This is a genomic window from Rothia nasimurium (assembly GCF_928381705.1).
Lineage (GTDB): Bacteria > Actinomycetota > Actinomycetes > Actinomycetales > Micrococcaceae > Rothia > Rothia nasimurium_G.
Window position 1 is genome coordinate 52135 of sequence record NZ_CAKMSR010000006.1, and the last position, 20749, is coordinate 72883.

General features: G+C 57.6%; 19 protein-coding genes, 3 tRNA genes and 1 other RNA gene. 13 read left to right on the top strand and 10 right to left on the bottom strand.

Annotation, left to right across the window (positions count from 1 at the left end; all coding sequences use genetic code 11):
* Positions 1 to 140 precede the first annotated feature (140 nt).
* Entirely contained in the window at positions 141 to 2882 is a 2742-nt protein-coding gene (gene aceE / locus L6762_RS06390) for a pyruvate dehydrogenase (acetyl-transferring), homodimeric type (protein WP_237186111.1), read from the bottom strand.
* A gap of 389 nt (positions 2883 to 3271) precedes the next feature.
* Here aceE and L6762_RS06395 point away from each other — a divergent pair, with 389 nt between their 5' ends.
* The 6 genes from L6762_RS06395 to L6762_RS06420 all read left to right on the top strand — a co-directional run bounded on the left by L6762_RS06395 (position 3272) and on the right by L6762_RS06420 (position 7599).
* Entirely contained in the window at positions 3272 to 3688 is a 417-nt protein-coding gene (locus L6762_RS06395; protein WP_237186112.1) for a DUF3052 domain-containing protein, read from the top strand.
* Between the two features lie 264 nt (positions 3689 to 3952).
* Positions 3953 to 4025: transfer RNA gene (locus L6762_RS06400), tRNA-Val, on the top strand.
* Between the two features lie 183 nt (positions 4026 to 4208).
* The gene (locus tag L6762_RS06405; RefSeq protein ID WP_237186113.1) at positions 4209 to 4859 is read left to right on the top strand and encodes a hypothetical protein; all 651 of its coding nucleotides are present in this window, start codon (positions 4209 to 4211) and stop codon (positions 4857 to 4859) included.
* 26 nt (positions 4860 to 4885) lie between these two features.
* Positions 4886 to 5071 (top strand): hypothetical protein, encoded by a 186-nt coding sequence (locus tag L6762_RS06410; RefSeq protein WP_237186114.1) that lies wholly within the window; start codon positions 4886 to 4888, stop codon positions 5069 to 5071.
* A 98-nt stretch (positions 5072 to 5169) separates the two neighbouring features.
* On the top strand, positions 5170 to 6648 hold the full coding sequence (gndA, locus tag L6762_RS06415) for an NADP-dependent phosphogluconate dehydrogenase (protein ID WP_237186115.1): 1479 nt from the start codon (positions 5170 to 5172) through the stop codon (positions 6646 to 6648).
* Positions 6649 to 6741: 93 nt separating this feature from the next.
* The gene (locus tag L6762_RS06420; RefSeq protein WP_237186116.1) at positions 6742 to 7599 is read left to right on the top strand and encodes a glycosyltransferase family 2 protein; all 858 of its coding nucleotides are present in this window, start codon (positions 6742 to 6744) and stop codon (positions 7597 to 7599) included.
* 32 nt (positions 7600 to 7631) lie between these two features.
* Here L6762_RS06420 and epsC read toward each other — a convergent pair whose 3' ends face one another.
* The 3 genes from epsC to msrA all read right to left on the bottom strand — a co-directional run bounded on the left by epsC (position 7632) and on the right by msrA (position 9947).
* Positions 7632 to 8216 carry a serine O-acetyltransferase EpsC gene (epsC, locus tag L6762_RS06425; RefSeq protein ID WP_185174564.1) on the bottom strand — a complete coding sequence of 195 codons (585 nt, stop codon included), beginning with the start codon at positions 8214 to 8216 and terminating at the stop codon, positions 7632 to 7634.
* A 203-nt stretch (positions 8217 to 8419) separates the two neighbouring features.
* Positions 8420 to 9346, bottom strand: coding sequence for a cysteine synthase A (gene cysK / locus L6762_RS06430; RefSeq protein ID WP_237186201.1), 927 nt, complete (start codon positions 9344 to 9346; stop codon positions 8420 to 8422).
* A gap of 76 nt (positions 9347 to 9422) precedes the next feature.
* The gene (msrA, locus tag L6762_RS06435; protein ID WP_237186117.1) at positions 9423 to 9947 is read right to left on the bottom strand and encodes a peptide-methionine (S)-S-oxide reductase MsrA; all 525 of its coding nucleotides are present in this window, start codon (positions 9945 to 9947) and stop codon (positions 9423 to 9425) included.
* Between the two features lie 65 nt (positions 9948 to 10012).
* Here msrA and L6762_RS06440 point away from each other — a divergent pair, with 65 nt between their 5' ends.
* Positions 10013 to 10909, top strand: a complete 897-nt coding sequence (locus L6762_RS06440) for a Nif3-like dinuclear metal center hexameric protein (RefSeq protein WP_237186118.1) — start codon at positions 10013 to 10015, stop codon at positions 10907 to 10909.
* Positions 10910 to 10914: 5 nt separating this feature from the next.
* On the opposite strand, the gene L6762_RS06445 is transcribed toward L6762_RS06440, so the two are convergent.
* Positions 10915 to 11682, bottom strand: coding sequence for a YaaA family protein (locus L6762_RS06445; protein ID WP_237186119.1), 768 nt, complete (start codon positions 11680 to 11682; stop codon positions 10915 to 10917).
* Between the two features lie 32 nt (positions 11683 to 11714).
* On the opposite strand from L6762_RS06445, the gene rnpB reads away from it, so the two are divergent.
* An RNA gene (gene rnpB, locus L6762_RS06450) (RNase P RNA component class A) lies at positions 11715 to 12075 on the top strand.
* On the opposite strand, the gene def is transcribed toward rnpB, so the two are convergent.
* From def to orn, 3 genes are all read right to left on the bottom strand, one after another.
* Positions 12076 to 12654, bottom strand: coding sequence for a peptide deformylase (gene def / locus L6762_RS06455; protein WP_237186120.1), 579 nt, complete (start codon positions 12652 to 12654; stop codon positions 12076 to 12078).
* 71 nt (positions 12655 to 12725) lie between these two features.
* A tRNA-His gene (locus L6762_RS06460) sits at positions 12726 to 12798 on the bottom strand.
* A 185-nt stretch (positions 12799 to 12983) separates the two neighbouring features.
* The gene (gene orn, locus L6762_RS06465; protein ID WP_237186121.1) at positions 12984 to 13610 is read right to left on the bottom strand and encodes an oligoribonuclease; all 627 of its coding nucleotides are present in this window, start codon (positions 13608 to 13610) and stop codon (positions 12984 to 12986) included.
* 129 nt (positions 13611 to 13739) lie between these two features.
* On the opposite strand from orn, the gene mptB reads away from it, so the two are divergent.
* From mptB to L6762_RS06480, 3 genes are all read left to right on the top strand, one after another.
* Positions 13740 to 15314 carry a polyprenol phosphomannose-dependent alpha 1,6 mannosyltransferase MptB gene (gene mptB / locus L6762_RS06470; protein ID WP_237186122.1) on the top strand — a complete coding sequence of 525 codons (1575 nt, stop codon included), beginning with the start codon at positions 13740 to 13742 and terminating at the stop codon, positions 15312 to 15314.
* Positions 15315 to 15422: 108 nt separating this feature from the next.
* A tRNA-Arg gene (locus L6762_RS06475) sits at positions 15423 to 15495 on the top strand.
* Between the two features lie 103 nt (positions 15496 to 15598).
* A complete protein-coding gene (locus L6762_RS06480) occupies positions 15599 to 16528 on the top strand; it encodes a serine hydrolase (protein ID WP_237186123.1) in 930 nt (309 codons plus the stop codon).
* Here L6762_RS06480 and L6762_RS06485 read toward each other — a convergent pair.
* On the bottom strand, positions 16488 to 17060 hold the full coding sequence (locus L6762_RS06485) for a DNA-3-methyladenine glycosylase I (RefSeq protein WP_237186124.1): 573 nt from the start codon (positions 17058 to 17060) through the stop codon (positions 16488 to 16490). The genes L6762_RS06480 and L6762_RS06485 overlap by 41 nt on opposite strands.
* A 278-nt stretch (positions 17061 to 17338) precedes the next feature.
* Between L6762_RS06485 and L6762_RS06490 the strand changes: the two genes are divergently transcribed.
* A complete protein-coding gene (locus L6762_RS06490; RefSeq protein WP_237186125.1) occupies positions 17339 to 17908 on the top strand; it encodes a single-stranded DNA-binding protein in 570 nt (189 codons plus the stop codon).
* A 93-nt stretch (positions 17909 to 18001) separates the two neighbouring features.
* On the top strand, positions 18002 to 19681 hold the full coding sequence (ettA, locus tag L6762_RS06495) for an energy-dependent translational throttle protein EttA (protein ID WP_185174575.1): 1680 nt from the start codon (positions 18002 to 18004) through the stop codon (positions 19679 to 19681).
* A gap of 162 nt (positions 19682 to 19843) precedes the next feature.
* Here ettA and L6762_RS06500 read toward each other — a convergent pair whose 3' ends face one another.
* A complete protein-coding gene (locus L6762_RS06500; RefSeq protein ID WP_237186126.1) occupies positions 19844 to 20740 on the bottom strand; it encodes an acyl-CoA thioesterase in 897 nt (298 codons plus the stop codon).
* Positions 20741 to 20749: the final 9 nt, after the last annotated feature.

The following is a 20749-nucleotide window of genomic DNA, read 5'->3' on the forward strand; positions in this document are numbered from 1 at the left end:
AAGAAAGCTAGAGAGTAAGACAGGCTAGGCCAAAGACTGCCCAGAACAAAAGCGACCCCCACGATAATCGTGGGGGCCGCCCTTACACTCAGCGCGAATCTAGGACTCGCTGTGAGCTAGGAACTGATCAGCACAGGGGCTTAGGCGTCGCCACCGGCGGTGCCTGAGGTGCCTGCGTTGATGTTGTTCAGGTCGTACTTCTCAAAGGCCTTAGCAGGAGCGTCAGCGGGAACTTCGCCTCGCTTAGCCAGCATCTGCAGGGTGCGGACGACGATGGACTCGGCATCGATCTTGAAGAAGCGGCGGGCACCGGCACGGGTATCAGAGAAACCGAAGCCATCTGCACCCAGGGTTGCAAATTCGTTGGGAACGAACTGGCGGATACCGTCCATCAGGTCGGTCTGGTAGTCAGACACGGCAACGATGGGGCCGGTGGCACCCTCAAGCTGCTGGGCAACGAAGGGGGTGCGGGGGCTAGCTGAGGGGTTGTTCAGCAGCTCACGTTCGGTCTCAAGGCCGTCGCGGCGCAGGTTGGTCCAGGAGGTAACTGACCAAACATCTGCTGAGACGCCCCAGTCTTCGGCAAGAATCTGCTGTGCCTTTTCAGCCCAGGGAACTGCAACGCCTGAGGCCAGAAGCTGGGCACGGGGGCCGTCATTCTTTGCCTCGTGCAGGCGGTAGATACCACCAATCAGGCCGTCAACGTCGAGGTTTTCGGGTTCAGCGGGGTGCTGAATGGGCTCGTTGTAGACGGTGATGTAGTACATGACGTTGTGGTCTTCGTCCTTGTCACCGTACATGTGCTCGATGCCGCGCTTGACGATGTGACCGATTTCGTAACCGTAGGCAGGGTCGTAGTGAATCACTGCGGGGTTGGTGCCGGCCAGGATCGGTGAGTGGCCGTCTGCGTGCTGCAGGCCTTCACCGGTCAGGGTGGTGCGACCTGCGGTTGCACCCATGATGAAGCCACGGGTCAGCTGGTCAGCAGCAGCCCAGAAGGAGTCGCCGGTGCGCTGGAAACCGAACATCGAGTAGAAGATGTATACGGGAATCATGGGCTCGCCATGGGTGTCGTAGGAAGTACCTACGGCGGTGAAGGCTGAGGTGCCACCGGCCTCGTTGATACCTACGTGAATGATCTTGCCCTCGGGTGATTCCTTGTAGGCCAGCATGAGTTCACGGTCAACAGCCAGGTAGTTCTGGCCGTTGGGGTTGTAAATCTTGGCGGTGGGGAAGTAGGAGTCCATGCCGAAAGTACGAGCCTCATCGGGGATGATGGGCACGATACGGTGGCCGAAGTCCTTCTCGCGCATGAGGTCCTTGAGCAGGCGCACAAAGGTCATGGTGGTTGCAGCCATCTGCTTACCGGTGCCCTTGAATGCACCCTTGTAGGCCTTGTCTGAAGGCAGGGTAATCTTGGGCTGAACATTCTTGCGGGAGGGGACGAAGCCGCCCAGTTCCTCACGGCGGGCCATGAGGTACTTGTACTCTTCGGAGTCCTTACCGGGGTGGTAGTAGGGCGGGTTGTAGAGGTCCTTCTCCAGCTCCTCGTCGGAGATGGGGATGCGCAGGTGGTCGCGGAACTGCTTCAGGTCTTCCATCGACAGTTTCTTCATCTGGTGGGTGGCGTTGCGAGCCTCGAAGGAAGCACCCAGGCCGTAGCCCTTAACAGACTGAGCAAGGACGACGGTGGGCTGGCCCTTGTGCTCAACAGCTGCCTTGAAGGCTGAGTAAACCTTGTGGTAGTCGTGGGCGCCGCGCTTCATGGCCCAGATCTCGTCGTCGGTCATGTCCGCAACGAGTTCCTTGGTTTCAGGGGTCTGACCGAAGAAGTGTTCACGGATAAAGCCGCCGGACTCAGCCTTGTAGGTCTGGTAGTCACCGTCGCGGGTTTCGTTCATGATGCGGACGAGCTCGCCGGACTTATCCTTTTCGAGCAGGGAATCCCATTCGCGGCCCCAGAGGACCTTGATGACGTTCCAGCCTGCGCCGCGGAAGAAGGCTTCAAGTTCCTGAACAATCTTGCCGTTACCGCGGACGGGGCCGTCCAGACGCTGCAGGTTGCAGTTAACAACGAAGGTGAGGTTGTCGAGCTTGTCGTTGGCAGCTAGCTGCAGGGCACCGCGTGACTCGGGCTCGTCCATTTCGCCGTCGCCCAGGAAGGCCCAGACATGCTGGTCTGAGGTGTCCTTGATACCGCGGTTGTGCAGGTATTTGTTGAACTGAGCCTGGTGGATAGCGTTGAGGGGACCAAGACCCATGGATACCGTGGGGAACTGCCAGAAATCAGGCAGGTTGCGGGGGTGGGGGTAGGAGGGCAGATGGGTGCCCTGCTTGGTCTTTTCCTGGCGGAAGCCATCGAGCTGCTCTTCGGTGATGCGACCTTCCAGGAAGGCACGTGCATAGTTACCGGGGGAGGAGTGGCCCTGGAAGAAAATCTGGTCGCCGCCACCGGGGTGGTTGCGGCCACGGAAGAAGTGGTTGAAACCTACTTCGTAGAGGGTGGCTACACCTGCGTAGGAGGAAATGTGGCCACCTACGCCGATAGTGGCTTTCTGGGCACGCTGTACCATCATGGCAGCGTTCCAGCGGAGCATGGCGCGGTAGCGGCGTTCAATCTGCTCGTCGCCGGGGTATTCGGGTTCCTGGTCGACAGGAATGGTGTTGACGTAGTCAGTGGTGGTCACCATGGGTACGGTGATCGACTTCTGGCCTGCGCGCTGCATAAGTGAGCGCACGATGAACTGTGCACGTTCGGTGCCGTGGGCTTCTACCAGGTCGTCGAAGGACTCAATCCACTCGTTGGTCTCTTCGGGGTCGATGTCGGTGAAGCTGTTGGTCAGTGCACTCAAAACGTGATCGTTCGTTTCTGAGGGTCCCACTAGTCAACCTCTCTTTGTTGTAGGGGTATGTGTTCACCAGCGGCAGCCTATGTGCCCGGTGAGCCTTGGGTGTATGCCTTGCGCGGCCGGTGGGCAGGCGCTAAGACAACTTCCCTTCTATGTTGTCACAAATTGCTTCTTTTAAGGTTGTGGTTTCAAGGGTTTGGGGGTGTGAAATAGCCGTCACTTGCCCCTACTTTTTCTGAGGGTGAAATTAGCTGGCCTATTTTGGTCGTGTTCTGTTGATTTGGGGGCATGAAGCGTGTTCAGTAGGAACTAAAGGCATGCCCGGTCTCGTTTACTTTCGTTGCGGAAGTGGTGAAGGAGGGTGTGTGGGGCTTTGTTGAATTGCTAGCCCGCCATTGTCATTTGAATCTTGGAGGATGTACGTGAGCGCCACCGGTGCTGCTAAAGAGACTGTTGGTCAGAAGCTAGGGCTGCCTGTTGGCAGCCTGATGCAGGAGTTTGGCTACGATGAGGATGTCGACTTCGACCTGCGCGATGCCTTGGAGGATTTTCTGGGAACAGAGCTTCTTGATGAGGATGACCAAGAAGTTGTCGATGGCATCTTGCTGTGGTGGCGTGCTGAGGACGGCGACCTGGTCGATGGTCTGATGGATGTGCTAGCTACTCTTGACGAGGGTGGGGTGGTATGGCTGCTGACCCCCAAGTCTGGTCGGGATGGGCATATTCCTCCGGTGGAGATTCAAGAAGCTGCCCCGCTGGCGGGGCTGCATGTGACCACATCTGAGTCGCTAGCTCAGGATTGGGCTGCTTTTCGCCTGGTCATGAAACAGGGGAAATAAGTGTGAGGGCCTTCTGTCAGGGTAGACAGGGGGCCCTTTTTCATGGGTTTTAGCCATGGAGAGCGGTGGTTCAGAAAAAAATTAGAAATTTTTTGAAAAAATATAAGTGCTTGTCAAATCGGCATTTTCTGATATTTGTCTGTGTAAAATAGTCAGAAAATCGGGCTTTTTGCACCCTGAGGGGCGGTTTCGATTTGCAAGACCGTTTGGGTCTGCGTAAAGTATTACATGTCGCCGCGAGAGATAACGCGGAAGGGACAACAAGGGTCTTTAGCTCAGCTGGTAGAGCGCCACGTTTACACCGTGGATGTCATCGGTTCGATCCCGGTAGGACCCACAGATAAGCCCCACACCTCGGTGTGGGGCTTTTTGTTTTTCTACGGCTAGCTGTAGGTCGGGTGGGGCGAGAGAAAATGTGGGCTTCTTATCAGGGTGAAAGTCGCACCGGCAGAAGGCGCCGATAGGTAGACTGAAAACTTCAGTCTGACTCACACACATACCTTTAGAGGGGAAACCTATCGTGACTACCTCACGCCGTGCTCTACTTGAGGGGACTGCCTGGGCGGCACCTGCCGTCCTCGCTACTGCAGCTATCCCTGCCTACGCAGCATCAACTCCCTCCGTGGTAGCCCACGGCTCCACCACCGAAATCACCCTGGAAAACACCGTCTCCGGTGCAAGCGGTCGCGTCAGCGGTTCTGCGGTCTCATCCACCGACCCCGCTGGCTTCCGTCTTTACCGGACATCAGGTACCGCAACCACCGCCACGATTTCTGCCCTGACCTACTACATCGCCTTCCCCAAGAACCAGGGCTGGACTGTGGATATGGTCAAGCATAACTTTGACCTTGTCGACACCGCCTGGACTGCCTTTGGCCTCGCCAGGGACGCTTCAATCGCTACAGCAGATGGTCAGGTGCTGACCGCAGCTGATTACACTTTCTACTCGGTTAGCTACTCCACCCTGCCCATCACCAACTACGCTGTTGGTGGCCAGGCTGATTCACTGCCGGTTGACCGAAGCACCATCAACGCTGACATCGCCATTACATCTGGCGACCCCGCCGCTGTCGCCGGCATCTACGCAGGCTACGTCGCAACCTACGCTGTTGACGGTGGTTCCGCAGCAACAGCATCCACCGTCAGCCCCGCTGCTATCAGCGTCCGCTAACCACAAAAACACTCACAGCAACCCCGATGAACCGAAATTTTAAGCCCCGCAATTTCACAGCAGTCTTCCTCTCAGTTGTCTGGCTCCTGATATCGATTTTCTTTATCACTCAGGGAGCTATGGTGACCCTCTGGTCGATTTTTGCGTGCGTGGCCCTGGTCATCGGGGCTGCTGCTCTGTGGGTGCTCTTCACCGATACCTACAACTCCTAAAAACCCATGACCCCTACTGCTCTCCCATAATGTGAGAGTTTGCTTCATCTCACCCAGCCCTGAAGCATAAATAGAGCAGACCAGCGTAGTCTTAAGACATGACTGAAAACAATACTGCTCGTAAGGCACAAATTGGTGTAACCGGCCTGGCTGTCATGGGTGCAAATCTGGCCCGCAACCTGGCCCGCAACGGCTACACCGTAGCCCTGCACAATCGCTCCGTTGAAAAAACCGACGCCCTGCTCGAAGCCCACGGCGATGAAGGTGACTTCATCCGCACCGAGACCCTGCAGGAACTGGTTGACTCTCTCGAAGCTCCCCGCCGCATCCTCATCATGGTTAAGGCAGGCGGCCCCGTTGATGCTGTCATTGAGCAGCTCGAACCCCTGCTCGATGAAGGCGATGTCATCATTGACGGCGGTAACTCCCACTTCCCCGATACCATCCGCCGCGAGCGTGCCCTGGCAGAAAAGGGCCTGCATTTCGTCGGTATCGGCGTCTCCGGCGGTGAAGAGGGCGCCCTCAACGGCCCCTCCATCATGCCCGGCGGTTCTGCTAAGTCCTACGAATCCCTCGGCCCCCTGCTCGAAAAGATTTCAGCCAAAGCACCCAACGGCGATCCCTGCTGCGCCTGGATCTCAACCGACGGCGCTGGCCACTTCGTTAAGATGGTCCACAACGGTATCGAGTACGCAGACATGCAGGTCATCGGCGAGGCCTACGACCTGCTGCGCACCGTTGCTGGGCTTGAGCCCGCAGCCCAGGCTGAAATCTTCAAGCAGTGGAACACCACCGACCTCAACTCCTACCTCATTGAAATCACCGCTGAGGTTCTGGCCCAGGTCGATGCTAAGACCGGCAAGCCCCTGGTCGACGTGATCGTCGATGAGGCCGGCCAGAAGGGTACCGGCCGCTGGACCGTCCAGGCAGCCCTGGATCTGGGGGTACCAGTCTCCGGTATTGCGGAGTCAGTATTTGCCCGTGCCCTGTCTTCTAGCAACTCTGATGCCCGCAAACAGGCCCAGGAAGAGCTACCCGCAGGCCTCATCGCAACCACCGCCGTTGCTAACGGCGATGAAGAGTTCATTGAGGACGTCCGCAAGGCCCTCTTCGCCTCCAAGCTGGTTTCCTACGCCCAGGGCCTGGACATGCTGGCTAAGGCTGGCGACGAGTACGGTTGGGACCTCAAGCTCGACGTCATCGCAGGTCTCTGGCGCGCAGGCTGCATTATCCGTGCAGAACTGCTGGGTGAAATCATGAACGCCTACAAGGATGAAACCCCCGCCAACATGCTGCTGGCTCCCGGCTTCAAGAAGCTCATGGAAGAACTCGTTCCCTCCTGGCGTCGTGTGGTTGCCAAGGCAACCGCTGAGGGCGTGCCCGTCCCCGTCTTCGCCTCATCCCTAAGCTACTACGACGGTCTGCGCCGCAAGCGCCTACCCGCTGCCCTGATTCAGGGGCAGCGTGACTTCTTCGGTGCCCACACCTACGGTCGAATCGACTCCGAGGGTATGTGGCACACCGAGTGGAGTGGCGACCGCAGCGAGATCAACGCTGAGGACTCCCACACCCACTAGGCGACAAGAGCCTACAACCGATATGCTCTGTGCCCTGATACTTCACTGTTCAGGGTGTAGAGCATATTTTGTCTAAGAGAATTGAGAAACTTGATGTCGTTTGGTTCAAAGATTAAGAAAGTGCTAATTAGCGATCAGGGGAACCTATTCACCACCTTTGGTTATGGTCTGGTCGTAGGGGCTATCGTAAAGTATTACAGCCTAACCGCTCGTTTTGCGTTCCGTAAAGAAACCCCCATCAGCGCAGATTTCAATGAGAACGTGACCTTTGCGGTAAAGACCTTTTTGCGGCCTAAAACTATGAATCGCTGTCTTTCTGGTATTCGTCAAACAACGTTTGCTGGGCGTGTAGTGGTAGCAGATGACTCCGAAAAACATTGGTCAACAACAGACCCGGCTGTTCAGGTCGTGAAGCTGCCCTTCAACGTGGGTATTTCGCGGGGGCGTAACGCGGCTCTAGCACAGGTCAATACCAAGTATGTTCTATTTACTGACGACGATACCGTCCACACACGTGCAAGTAATTGGCAGAAGGCCTATGAGTATTTAGAAGCCCACCCTGATGTGGATGCAGTAGCCTGTACCCTGATTGAGGTTCCCACCTTCCGCACCCATATTTACGGTTCAAAAGCGGATACCCTGTACGCTAAATCAGCTGACCCCGCATACGAACCCGGGCAGCTGGTTCACGGGCTTCCTTTCCGGCTAATGACCTCCAATGACTTCTTAGCACGCACTGAGTCAATTCGTTCTATTGGGGGCTGGGACGACGAGCTTAGGCTTAACGAACACAGAGATTTTTTCTCTCGTGCCAGCGGAAAGCTCGTATTCGTTCAGGACCCCGAAGTCTTTGCTTTCCACGCCCGCACCCCCTGGAATAAGAAATACCAGAAGTATCGTCACGATAACGTCGTATCTCGAAGTTTAATCACCCAAAAGTGGGGAGAATAAAAAATCCCAGCCTGTATGGCTGGGATTTTTTATTAGATCCACATGGTCGGGTCCACGTACTCGACAGCGTCGACCAGGGGTTTTTTGTTCTCGGGAGTGCGCGGACGCGAGCGGGCGGGAATACCGGTAATGATGGAGTCCTCGGGGTGGTCATGTACGACCACCGAGTTACCGCCGATAGCCGAGTCAGCACCAATAAGCACCGGGCCTAGGACCTTGGCACCAGCACCGATGGTCACACGGTCGCCGATAGTGGGGTGGCGTTTCCCCTTCTCCAGAGAACGTCCGCCCAGAGTCACCCCGTGGTAAATCATGACATCGTCACCGATTTCGGTGGTTTCACCAATCACCACCCCCATGCCGTGGTCGATGAAGAAGCGGCGGCCAATGGTGGCACCGGGGTGAATCTCAACCCCCGTCATGAAGCGGGCAAACTGGCTGAGGGTGCGGGCTAATGTACGGGTAGAGTCCTTCTGCCACAGTTTATGGGCCAGCCTGTGAGCCCAGATGGCGTGCATACCCGAGTAGTTAATCATGATTTCCACATCGCCGCGGGCTGCGGGGTCGTGTGCTTTGACGGTGTCTAAGTCTTCACGCAGGCGCGCTCGGAAACTCATGCTTCTCCTCAAAATCTAGGCAGGGGAGCGCAGCGGGCGCTCTTGCTGAACTCTACAACAGTCACGGCTAGAACGATATTCCGTCTCACCCAAAATATTTACGTCAAGCCGGGGCGGGCGTCCGCGCGGGCCACCAGACGTAGACACACGGGCACCCCGCTGCCAAGCAGCGGGGTGCCCGAGATTATCACGGAACTAAATGTTTAGCCGCGGATATCTTCGTAGAGCAGGGTAGAGATGTAGCGCTCACCGAAGTCGGGAACGACAGCGACAATCAGCTTGCCGGCGTTCTCGCTCTTCTTCGCTTCTTCCAAGGCGGCCCAGACGGCTGCACCGGAGGAGATACCGCCCAGGATGCCCTCTTCGGTACCCAGCTTACGGGCGGTGGCAACGGCGTCGTCGATAGCAACGTCGGTGACGGCGTCGTAGATGTCGCGGTTGAGGGTATCGGGTACGAAGTTAGCGCCCAGGCCCTGGATCTTGTGGGGGCCAGCCTTACCCTCGGTCAGCAGGGGGGAGTCCTTGGGTTCGACCGCAACAACCTTGATGTTGGGGTTCTGCTCCTTGAGGTACTTACCGGTACCAGAGACGGTACCGCCGGTGCCAACGCCAGCTACGAAGATATCAATCTTGCCTTCGGTTGCTTCCCAGACCTCGGGGCCGGTGGTCTTGTAGTGAATCTCGGGGTTGGCTTCGTTGGAGAACTGGGAGGCCAGAATAGCGTTCTCGGTGGAGGCTACGATTTCCTTGGCCTTTTCAACAGCACCGCGCATACCCTCAGAACCGGGGGTCAGCACGATTTCAGCACCGTAGGCGCGCAGCATGACGCGACGCTCGTTGCTCATGGTTTCGGGCATGGTCAGAATGACCTTGTAGCCGCGGGCAGCGCCCACCATAGCCAGGGCGATACCGGTGTTGCCTGAGGTACCTTCAACGATGGTGCCGCCGGGCTTGAGGGCGCCGGACTTCTCAGCGGCGTCGATGATAGCTACACCGATGCGGTCCTTGACGGAGTTGGCGGGGTTGTAGAATTCCAGCTTGACTGCGACGTTGCCGGGCAGATCAGCATCCAGGCGGTTGAGGCGGACGATGGGAGTGCGGCCGACAACTTCGGTGATATTGTTGTACATCTTTGACACGAGTGCACCTTTCAGGTGGAAGCGATGAATGGTTCGCCCTCTAGTTTACGAAACAAAGGGGGAGGGCTTAACTTCTAAGAAACTTGGCGTAATGTTGCCTAGCCTTAGCCAGCTTGGGATTGATGACGGCCATACAGTAGCCCTGGTAGGGATTCAGGGCGTAGTAGTTCTGATGGTAGGCCTCAGCCTCGTAGAAAGTGCCCAGGGGCTCTACCACCGTGACGATGGGCTGATCCCACAGCTTCTGTGCCCTGCCAATGGCTGCTTCAAAGAGAGCCTTCTGCTCATCATTCTCGTAGTAGAGGGCCGAGCGGTACTGGGGGCCAGCGTCCGCTCCCTGACGATCCCAGCTGGTGGGATCGTGCGAAGTGAAGAAGATATCGAGCACGGTTTCGGCCGGAATGACGGTCTCATCGAACTCGACCTTGACCACCTCAACGTGGCCGGTGCTACCTGAACAGACCTCCCGGTAGGTGGGGTTATCGACGTGCCCACCGGTGTAGCCACAGATGCTAGCGGTTATTCCTTCAAACTGGCGGTATACGGCGTCGATGCACCAGAAGCACCCGCCGCCAACGACAAAACTTTGCATATTTCCTGTAACCCGGCAGGGGTAACTCTTATTCCCAGTACAAGGGCGCATGACACAATAGGGGCATGACTGAACTGAAAACACCCACCCTAAGCGATGTAACCCGTGCCTTCCACGAGATTTTCCCACCCGATATTGCCGAGAAATGGGATGCTGCCGGTCTGGTAGTTGGACGAGCTGACGCTCCTGTGACCACTCTTGGGTTTGCCGTGGATGCCACCGTGGCAACTGCCCGCGAAGCTGTAGAAAAAGGCGCAGGGCTACTCATCACCCACCACCCCCTGCTCATGCGTGGTGCCTCTTTCCTGCCCGACACCGACTATAAGGGCGAGGTTGTTCACACCCTCATTGAGGGAAGGTGCGGATTGCTGGGGGCCCACACCAACGTGGACTCAGCCCCGCACGGCACCAACGAGGCCTTTATGAACAAGCTGGGCATCACCGACACCGAGATTCTGGCAGAGGAAGAGACCGTACAGATTGATGGGGCGGACGTTCGCGTCGGCATCGGGCGCGTTGGCAGTCTGCCTGCCCCCGTCAGCCTCAAGGAACTGGCTGAAAAAATTGCTGACTTTCTGCCGGCAACCGCCGGCGGTCTACGCATCGCAGGCCGGCCCGACCAGAGCGTCCAAAAAATTGCCCTCTGCACCGGGGCAGGCGATTCCCTCTTTGGCGATGCCCGCGCATCGGGTGCGGACGTCTACATCACCGCCGACCTGCGCCACCACCCGGCCTCAGAAGCCCGCGAACAGGCCCTCATCAGCGGCGGCACCCCGGCCCTGATTGACTGCTCCCACTACGCCAGCGAATGGCTCTGGATGGACGGGGCCGCCCGCCTTATCACCGAAAAACTGGAGGAGCGAGGCTTTACTATCGATACCTACGTCTCGATTCTCAACACCGACCCCTGGGACTTCACCGTCTCCACCGGGCAGGTCGCAGGCTCAGCCTCCACCCGCTAGGAGCCCTACTCCCTCACCAGAAGAGTCAGGGTACCCGGCTTCTTCTCGGTGGGGGAGAGCAGCTCCACCTCAAAACCGGGGGCAAGAGCCTCAGCCAATTCACCGGCATCCTCAATCCCGGTCAGGTTCTCCTGCACCAGGTAGCGGCCCAGCAGGCCCCGGTAATGCTTAGCCATATGCGAGACCACCTTGCGGCCACCGTCAGCCGCCACCCTCTCCACCCGAACCAACAGATGACGCTGCGGGGCGGGCGTCCACGCCTTTGCGTAGGCAGCAGAGCGGCCGTCCACCACCAGTTGGCCCCCGGCCAAATCATCCAAGGGGCGTTTGAGCTCGCTCTTCCAAAACTTAGCCAGATCCCCAATCTCACCCAGCTTCGTGCCCATCGACAGCCGGTAGGCCGGAATCATATCGGTAAGACCCACTGCACCCCAGGCTGCAGATATCACCACAACAGCCCTATCAGCCCGCGCCCGCGCGTCCGCCCCCAAAGAACCGTACCCAAAAGCCTCAAACAAAACCCCCGAATACACCTCGGACGCAGGCGCCGCCGGCTCCGACCACAACCGAGTATTCCGCTCAACCTCAGCCAGCAAGGACGGACCCACCTTCAACAGCTGCCCTGCATCGGGCAAACCGCTCACCCGCACCAACTCATCCACCACGGTCTCGCGAGCCCCCGTCAACTCAGGAGCCAACAACTCACCCAACTCAACCCCGGAACCAGATGTGGCAGGAGTCTTACCCTCAGACGGCGGAAACAAAATCAACATACCCACCAGTGTAGTAAAGTAGAACCCCAGAACGGGACGCCCAGGCAATCGCGCAGCGCACAAACGCTTCGAGGAAAGTCCGGGCTCCACAGCACAGGGTGGTCGATAACGTCGACTCAGGGTAACCTGCAGGCCAGTGCCACAGAAAACAAACCGCCCCACCACGACGGGGTAAGGGTGAAAAGGTGAGGTAAAAGCTCACCAGTACCGCAGGCGACTGCGGTAGCTCGGTAAACCCCACCCGGAGCAAGGCCAAACAGGGCGCGCTAGTAACCAGTGCGGTGAAGCGCCCGGGTAGGCTGCTTGAACCCGCCGGCAACGACGGGTCTAGATGGATGATTGCCGCCTACCCTCGGGTAGGTACAGAACCCGGCTTATCGGGCGTCCCGTTCTTTACTCCCCGTGACCAAAGGGGTCGGGGTCGACGCCCGGCATCCAGGTGTTACCTTCGGCAGTCCAGCCCTCAGCCTTCACAACCTTCTTGTACTTCTTGGCGTACTTGGCATTCAGTCGATTCACGTAGAGCTTGCCATCAAGGTGGTCAGTCTCGTGCTGCATGACGCGGGCAAACCAGCCGGTTGCCTCAAACTTCAGCGGGTTACCTTCGCCATCGAACCCGTTGACCGTGACCCAGTCAGCGCGCTTGAGCGGGAAAGAATAACCGGGGAAGGACAGGCAGCCCTCAACCTCATCGTAGGGATCAGGATCAGCCGTCGAAATCTTACCCAGAGTCAGCACGGGGTTAACCACCACGCCCAGCGGGGGCACACCGTCCTCATTCTCAAACTTGTAGGTGAACAGGCGCAGGCCCACACCCACCTGGGGGGCCGCCAGGCCCACACCGTTCGAGACCTCCTGGGTCTCGTACATATCGTCGATCAGCTTGCGCAGCTCATCATCAAAGGACGTCACCGGGGCAGCCGGGCGGTGCAAAACCGGGTTACCGTGAATAACAATGGGCAAAACAGTCATGACATAACCTCTCACGCGGGGTAAACAAAAAGGGCCGCTACGATAAAAACCGTAGCGACCCTTCTACTCAGGGTGATCGACGGGGGTTGAACCCGCGACCTCCTGGACCACAACCAGGCGCTCTGCCAACTGAGCTACGACCACCATGTTTACAAAAACTACCGTTTCTTTCACCGGCTTGTTTTGGCAACGGATACTAGCTTACACACAGTTTTGATTCCCTGCAAATCGAAAATGAGGTTATGCAGGGTGACTGTGCTCACGAACCTTTGCGGCTGGGAGTGGCGGACGCTGCCCGGCTGCGGGTGGCGTCCGTGCCTCCTGAACCCCTAGGCGGGATTAATCTGCTGGCGGGTTGCTGCAACCTCCTGGGCAACCTTTTGCGCGGTGGCACTATCAGGGCCAGGGGAGGGTACAAAAACCGTGCCGCGGTAGTAGCGCAGCTCGTCGATAGAATCCTGGATATCGCCCAGTGCCCGGTGGTTGCCGGTTTTCGCAGGAGCGTTATAGGTGGCCTTCTCAAACCAGCGGCGGGAAAGCTCCTTGATAGTAGATACATCAATCACGCGGTAGTGCAGGTAGTCCACGAGCTCGGGCATGTCGCGCACCAAAAAAGTCTTATCGGTACCCACAGAATTACCACCCAGCACAGCCTTGCGCGGCTCGGGGACCCACTGCTTCACATAATCCAGCACCAGCTGCTGGGCCTCAGCCATGGTAATGCCCTGATCCAGGTCGTCCAGCAAGCCGGATACCGTGTGCATGTTGCGCACAAAATCATCCATCTGCTCAAGGGCCTCGGGCTCGGGCTTAATGACGACATCCACGCCGTCACCCAAAATATTGAGATCCCCGTCAGTCACCAGCGCGGCGACCTCAATCAGGGCGTCCTTCTCTAGAGAGAGGCCGGTCATCTCACAATCAATCCATACAATACGTTCATTTGAAATAGACACAGAACCAATCTACCCCTTTAGGGGCCTAACCCACAGCAGATTTTCATAGAGCAGAAGGTCTAAGACCTGCCTGTGCCACTCAGCCGGCGGGTAAAATCAGGTGTACTCTTCCGCTCGGCCAGGAGGACCATGAGCCCCAGAACAGCGCAAACCCATACCGCCAGCATCCCGGTGCACCGGTATAACCCCAAGACAGCCCACTATGTCTCGGGTAGCCCCCTTCGAACCCTCATCTTTGGAACCATCGGTTCTCTACTGGTGATGTTCGCATCCTTCGGCGTGGGCTGGCTCGCAGATGCCTCCCCCTTCCGCCGGGTGGACTGGATTATCCCGCTGCGCTACACGGCACCCGGACTGGTGACCTGCATCGCCCTACTCGTTGTGGGGTCGATGATGCTCTGCCGCGAATGGTTGCGCATGGTGCAGAAACTGCTCGTCTGGGACCAGCGTGCAAAACGCTGGGCAACCGCAGCCATTATCTGCTGGATGCTACCCCAGCTCTTTGCCTTCCCCCTCTATAGCCGTGACGTCTTCTCCTACTTTGCCCAGGGGCGCGTCATGGCGTCAGGGCTTAACCCCTACGAGTACGGGGTTTCTTCCGTCAATAACTTCTTCCAGTACGGTGCCGACCAGATGTGGTCCGAGTCAGCCCCGCCCTACGGCCCCGTCTTCCTGCTTATCGAAAAATGGGTAGCCCAAATCGCCGGTGATTCCGTAGATACCGCCCTCTATCTCTTTAGGCTGGTTGCCCTCATCGGAGTGGGGCTTATCGCCTACTACGTGCCTAAACTGGCGAGCCTCCACGGTATCAATGGCATACGAGCTAACTGGCTGGTGCTGGCCAACCCTCTCTTTATTGCCGCCTTCATCACCTCTTCCCATAATGACGCCCTGATGACCGGCCTGGTGCTGGCAGGTGTCTACCATGCGGCGGCCCGCCGCGATACCGTCGGTGGCCTGCTGGGAATTACCCTGGTGACCGCGGCCGTAGCCGTCAAGCCCATTGCCCTAGTCGCCCTACCTTTTATTGGGCTGTTCTGGGCCGGTAGGGGAGCCAGCTGGCCCCGCCGCTTTATTTTCTGGGCTATTACTCTGGCTATCTCCATGGCGGAGCTCTGGGTTCTTGGGGCCGTGACCGACCTGGGCTTTGGCTGGATTGGGGCCCTAGCTACCACCGGTGGCCAGTACATCTGGTTCACTCCCATCGGCTTCCTGGGGCTGCAAATCAACCAGATCCTGGTATCTATCACCGGCGATAATGCCCTGGCGAACTCGGTGCGCGACACCTTCTTCTCTCTAGGAAAGCTCGCGGGCATGCTGCTGGCCGTGGTTGTCATGTTCGTTGGCAAGGACGAAAACCTCATCCGCCGCACAGGTCTGGCTCTAGCTATGGTTGTGGTTTTTTCACCCATGCTGCAGTCCTGGTATCTGCTCTGGTTCATCCCGCTGTTTGTGGTGGCCGGTGTGCGTACCGACTGGCAGCTGGACTTCTACTTCCTGACCACCATGTTCTTCGTGATCTACGGGGTCTCAGACCAGCTTGCTGTCTCACCCTACCTCGATAACTTCGATCAGAACATGGGCCGCCTCATCGCAGCTGTACTCAGCCTTGCCTACGCCTTCTGGTTGGTCTTCTTCGACCCGGCAACCCGCCGAGTGCTCCGCCGTGGCCAGCGATCCTCACTCTACGAAGTCAGTATCTAGCCTCCAGATAAGAGCAGGAGCCTTACTCATCTCTTGGTCGGGGGTTCGACTCCCTCCCGGGTCTGATATGACTTTTAGTCGAGGAATCGATAGTATAAACAGCGGCTAGCCTCAGTAGCTCAGTGGATAGAGCAGGAGCCTTCTAATCTCTTGGTCGGGGGTTCGACTCCCTCCTGGGGCGCAAAACATATCCCTCACTTGGTAAAACAAGTGGGGGATATTTTTATTATCAAATATGGCTTACACACAGGAAAATCAAATACTTTCGGAATACACTAGAGGGCATGTCTACAGCCAACCTGCCTGAAACGCTCAGCGGCGCACCCGCGTCCGCCCCGGTCCTGCCCCGCCGAACAATGCTGGCAGGAACCGGTACCCTAGCCCTGAGCACCCTACTTGTTGCCTGTGGCCCTGCTGAAGAGCAAATCCAGCCCACCGCCACCGGTGATGAACACACCAACGAGGCCCACGACGTAGACATCAACCAGGCACTAGACCAGCTTGAAGCAGACCACGGAATTACTCTCAGCCTGGCGGTCTATAACCACGCTACCGACAGTCTCTTTTTGCACAAGGGTGACCAATGGACGTATGAAGCATCTATCGTCAAAGTCCCCATTTCTCTCACCCTGCTCAGGCTTGCAGCCTTTGAAGAGCGCGAACTGACTGACGACGAAAAAGCCCTCGTCGAAGCGTCCATTACCTACTCCGATAACAACGCAACGATTGAGATTTACCGCAGATTTGGGTCTGACGACGGGGAATCTACGGCCAGCGCCCAGTCCCTCAATAAGACCTATGAGCTGCTGGGTGTCACAGAGACCCGATCTGCCGGAACCTGGGGCGATAACCAAACCTGGGCCGAGGACCAGGTACGCATTATGCGTGCCATCATCGATACCGTTGAATGGGTCAATGCTACCGACGCCCAGTTCCTTCTCGAAAAAATGGTTCCGCTCGACTGGTCACAAACCTGGGGCGTGGGCTCCCAATACGGGCAGACCGTGCTGGGGGAAGCTGTCACCGACGTATCGGTTAAAAATGGCTGGATCCAGGAAGATACTGGCGAATGGCACATCAACTCCGTCGGTGTTGTTAGAACCGAAAGTACCACCTATTCCATTGCCCTGTTGAGCAAGGGGTTCGAAGACCAGCAGGCAGGGTACGAGGTGGCTAGCCAGGCAGTGCAAGCCTACTTTGACCACGCCGACTAAGCGTGTGGGTTTCTAACCTGATATAGCCAGCGGCCTGAGCCACCGCGCATACCACCACCGGCCCTAAGCGTTGAAACCCGAGTGCCCGTAACTCACAGGCCAGGGTATCAGTTTCAGTGGTGGTGCGGGGGAGCGATTCGGCACCCGGGCACAGTAATTCCTCTGGAAATGCCTCAGCAAAGAGATCTGCTAGATTTACCCGAGACTCTTTCAATACTCTCGCATTATTGATGCAGGCCCGAAGTTTAGATTCGTTCCTAATTCCGATATCGCCCTCAAGGTAGACGCTGATATCGTCTTCAGCCATGGCAGCCAAACGGTCGGGTTGAAAATTGTGTAAGGCCCGGTTCAGCTCCTCCCGTTTTGCTAGAACCGTAGACCACCACAGGCCGCTTTGAAACACCAGCAGGCAGAGGTGCTCGAACAGGGCCTCGTTGGTGCGCGGCACGTTCTGCCATTCCCGTTCAAAGTAGGTGCGGGTACGGTCATCCCGTACCCAGGCAGGCTCATCGGGAACACGTGTATTGGTCACTGTGCTGTCTCCTTCTCGCTGGTAGATGCGGACGCCCGCCCCGGTGCCTTAGCGGGGCAGGTGGTATGAGCCTAGAGGGGTAGGGCAGCCGTGCACCAGGGGTGTGAACAAAATCTGTCATGAAAGCTCTTGCCCGCGTCACAGCTTCACCAATTTTCTGCCCTTTACCGTGCGGTAGCAGCACATACGTTATCCACAGGCAACATTTTTCTGGCTCTTAGACTTTTGCTGGTGTAACCCTTGAGACACCCGGTTCACCCACAACTCAAGGAGGAGTCATGACCGACACCGTCACTATCCGAGGCTTTATCGCAACGGCCCCCACCCAAAAATTTCTGCCCAATGGCAATATCCCGGTAACGAACTTCCGTATTGCCTCCACACCCCGCTGGTTTGATGCCACCAGCGGCACCTGGAAAGAAGGCACAACTAACTGGTACACCGTCAACTCCTTTAGAGCTCTGGCGTATAACAGCGCCCGGAGCCTGCAGGTAGGGCACCCGGTGCTGGTTACCGGCCGCCTGCGCGTCAAACAGTTTGAACGGGCGGACGGCTCACCCGGCACCAGCATCGAAGTAGACGCCACCAGCATCGGGCACGACCTCAACTACGGGCTAGCCAATTTTGCCCGTGTTACAGACCGAAAACCGGATGTCGATGAGACCGATCGTAAGTTCAACGAGCAGGTAGCCGGGGAACAGAAACTCAACCACGGCTATAGCTCTCTACCGGCTGTTGAAGAAGACCCCCAAGGCAGCCATTCTCCCGAAAAAGGCCATCAGGTTTCTGACCAGGGGCTCACCGATACGGCAGCAGACGATGAGGCTGTTGAGGCTCTGACCAGCTAGAGGGCGGGGCAGGGCAAACTCACACCAAGATTCTTGGCCGATGCCCTGCCCTAAACCCCCAACAGCTTGACATCAACCGGTAGGCTTAAACGCATGGCAGAATTTATCTACACCATGACCAAAGCCCGCAAAACTGTAGGCGACAAAGTCATCCTTAACGACGTATCAATGTCGTTCTTCCCCGGTGCAAAAATCGGTATGGTCGGCCCCAACGGTGCCGGCAAGTCAACCATCCTGAAAATCATGGCGGGTCTCGACACCCCCTCCAACGGCGAAGCACGACTCTCAGAAGGCTACACCGTGGGCATCCTCATGCAGGAGCCCCCGCTCAACGAAGAAAAGACCGTCCTGGGTAACGTCCAGGAAGGCGTCGGCGAAATCTACGAAAAGATTGTTCGCTACAACGAAATCTCAGAAGAGATGGCCAACCCCGATGCTGACTTCGACGCGCTCATGGAAGAAATGGGCAAGCTGCAGGAAGCCATCGACGCGGCCAACGCCTGGGACATCGATTCCCAGCTGGAACAGGCCATGGACGCTCTGCGCTGCCCTCCCGGCGATTCACCCGTTACCCACCTCTCCGGTGGTGAACGCCGCCGCGTAGCGCTCTGCAAGCTCCTGCTCCAGAAGCCCGACCTGCTCCTGCTTGACGAGCCCACCAACCACCTGGACGCAGAATCCGTCCTCTGGCTGGAACAGCACCTGCAGTCCTACGAGGGCGCAGTAATCGCTATTACCCACGACCGTTACTTCCTCGATCACGTTGCAGAATGGATTGCAGAAGTAGACCGCGGTAACCTCTACCCCTACGAGGGCAACTACTCCACCTACCTGGACAAGAAGCGCGCCCGCCTTGAAGTTCAGGGTAAGAAGGACGCCAAGCTCGCTAAGCGCCTGGAAGAAGAACTCGAGTGGGTTCGCTCGAACACCAAGGGTCGTCAGGCTAAGTCCAAGGCTCGTCTGGCCCGCTACGAAGAGATGGCTGCAGAGGCTGAGAAGACCCGCAAGCTAGACTTCGAAGAAATCCAGATTCCCCCGGGACCCCGCCTGGGTAACGTCGTCATCGAAGCAGAAAACCTGCAGAAGGGCTTCGACGGCCGCTCCCTCATCAACGGTCTCTCCTTCTCCCTGCCCCGTAACGGCATCGTCGGCGTCATCGGCCCCAACGGTGTAGGTAAGTCAACCCTCTTCAAGACCATCGTTGGCCTTGAACCCCTCGACGGCGGCAATCTGAAGATCGGTGAAACCGTCAAGATTTCCTACGTTGACCAGAACCGCGCCAACATCGACCCCGAAAAGTCGCTGTGGGAGGTTGTCTCAGACGGCCTGGATTACATCCAGGTAGGCCAGGTAGAAATGCCCTCACGCGCCTACGTCTCAGCCTTTGGCTTCAAGGGCCCCGACCAGCAGAAGAAGGCAGGCGTGCTCTCCGGTGGTGAGCGCAACCGCCTCAACCTGGCCCTCACCCTCAAGCAGGGCGGCAACCTGCTGCTGCTCGACGAACCTACCAACGACCTGGACGTCGAAACCCTCACCTCCCTCGAAAACGCCCTGCTGGAATTCCCCGGCTGTGCCGTCGTGGTCTCCCACGACCGCTGGTTCCTCGACAGAGTAGCCACCCATATCCTGGCCTGGGAAGGCACTGACGAACAGCCCGATAACTGGTACTGGTTCGAGGGTAACTTCGAGTCCTACGAGAAGAACAAGATTGAGCGTCTTGGCCCCGAAGCTGCGAAGCCGCACCGCGTCGTTCACCGCAAGTTAACGCGATAAATCGAACTAAGTCAGTTTGAGTGCGGTGAACGATTCCGCATGATTTTTGGTTCCTCGCGCGCTCGGAAAATCATGCTCCATCACCGCAAGTTGACTCGATGAGCTAGCTAATAATCCCTCCCACCTTCACCGGTGGGAGGGATTTTTGCTGTATCTCTTGAATTACTGCTCGCGGTACTCGGGGAGCCTGATCATGGCTTCTTGGGTCACGGTAGCTACATGCACACCGTCACGGGTGAAGATCTTGCCTACAGAGAGACCGCGGGCGTCCTGGGCGCTGGGGGCTTCCTGTACCAGCAGCAGCCAGTTATCGGCGCGGGCGGGGCGGTGGAACCACATCGCGTGGTCAAGTGAGGCTACCTTCATGCCGGGTTCAAGCCAGGTTTTACCGTGCTGCCGTAGTACCGGCTCAAGCTGGGTGTAGTCCGAGGCATAGGCTAGCGCTGCCTGGTGCAGCACAGGGTCATCGGGTAAGGCTTCAAAGGTTTTGAACCAGACCATGTTTGTTGGCCGCTTCTCTTCGCCGGGAGTCACATAGAGTGGAGCGGTAATGTGTCGAACATCGAAGGGGCGGGAGAAGGCAACCTTCTGCGCGATGGGTACCTGTAGGTGGCCCAGGAGGTCAGCAGCTGTGGGAAGGCTCTCCGGATCAGGAATATTCTCCGGCATGGCAGAACTATGGTCGGGGCCCTGGGCAGGTACCTGAAACGAGGTGATACACGAAAAGATAGGTTGCCCACCCTGGTAGGCCTGCACCCACCGCGTCGAAAACGATCTAGCATCGTTGAGCGCTTCTGCCCCGTAGGAAAGATCGCCTTCTACATCGCCGGGCCTCAGGAAGTAGCCGTGCAGGGAATGTAGGGTTTTGCCCTCTACTGTGTGGGCAGCTGCCATGATCGCCTGGGCAAGTACTTGACCGCCGAAGATACGCGGGGATTCTTTGGTGAGGGTCAGGGCACTAAAGACATGCTCGTGGGCGGACGCGCCACCTGGGGCTAGGTTGAGCATGGCCAGTAATTTTTGGGTGGGGGAGAGGCTTTCTAGGGTTTCGTGACTCATAGTTCCACT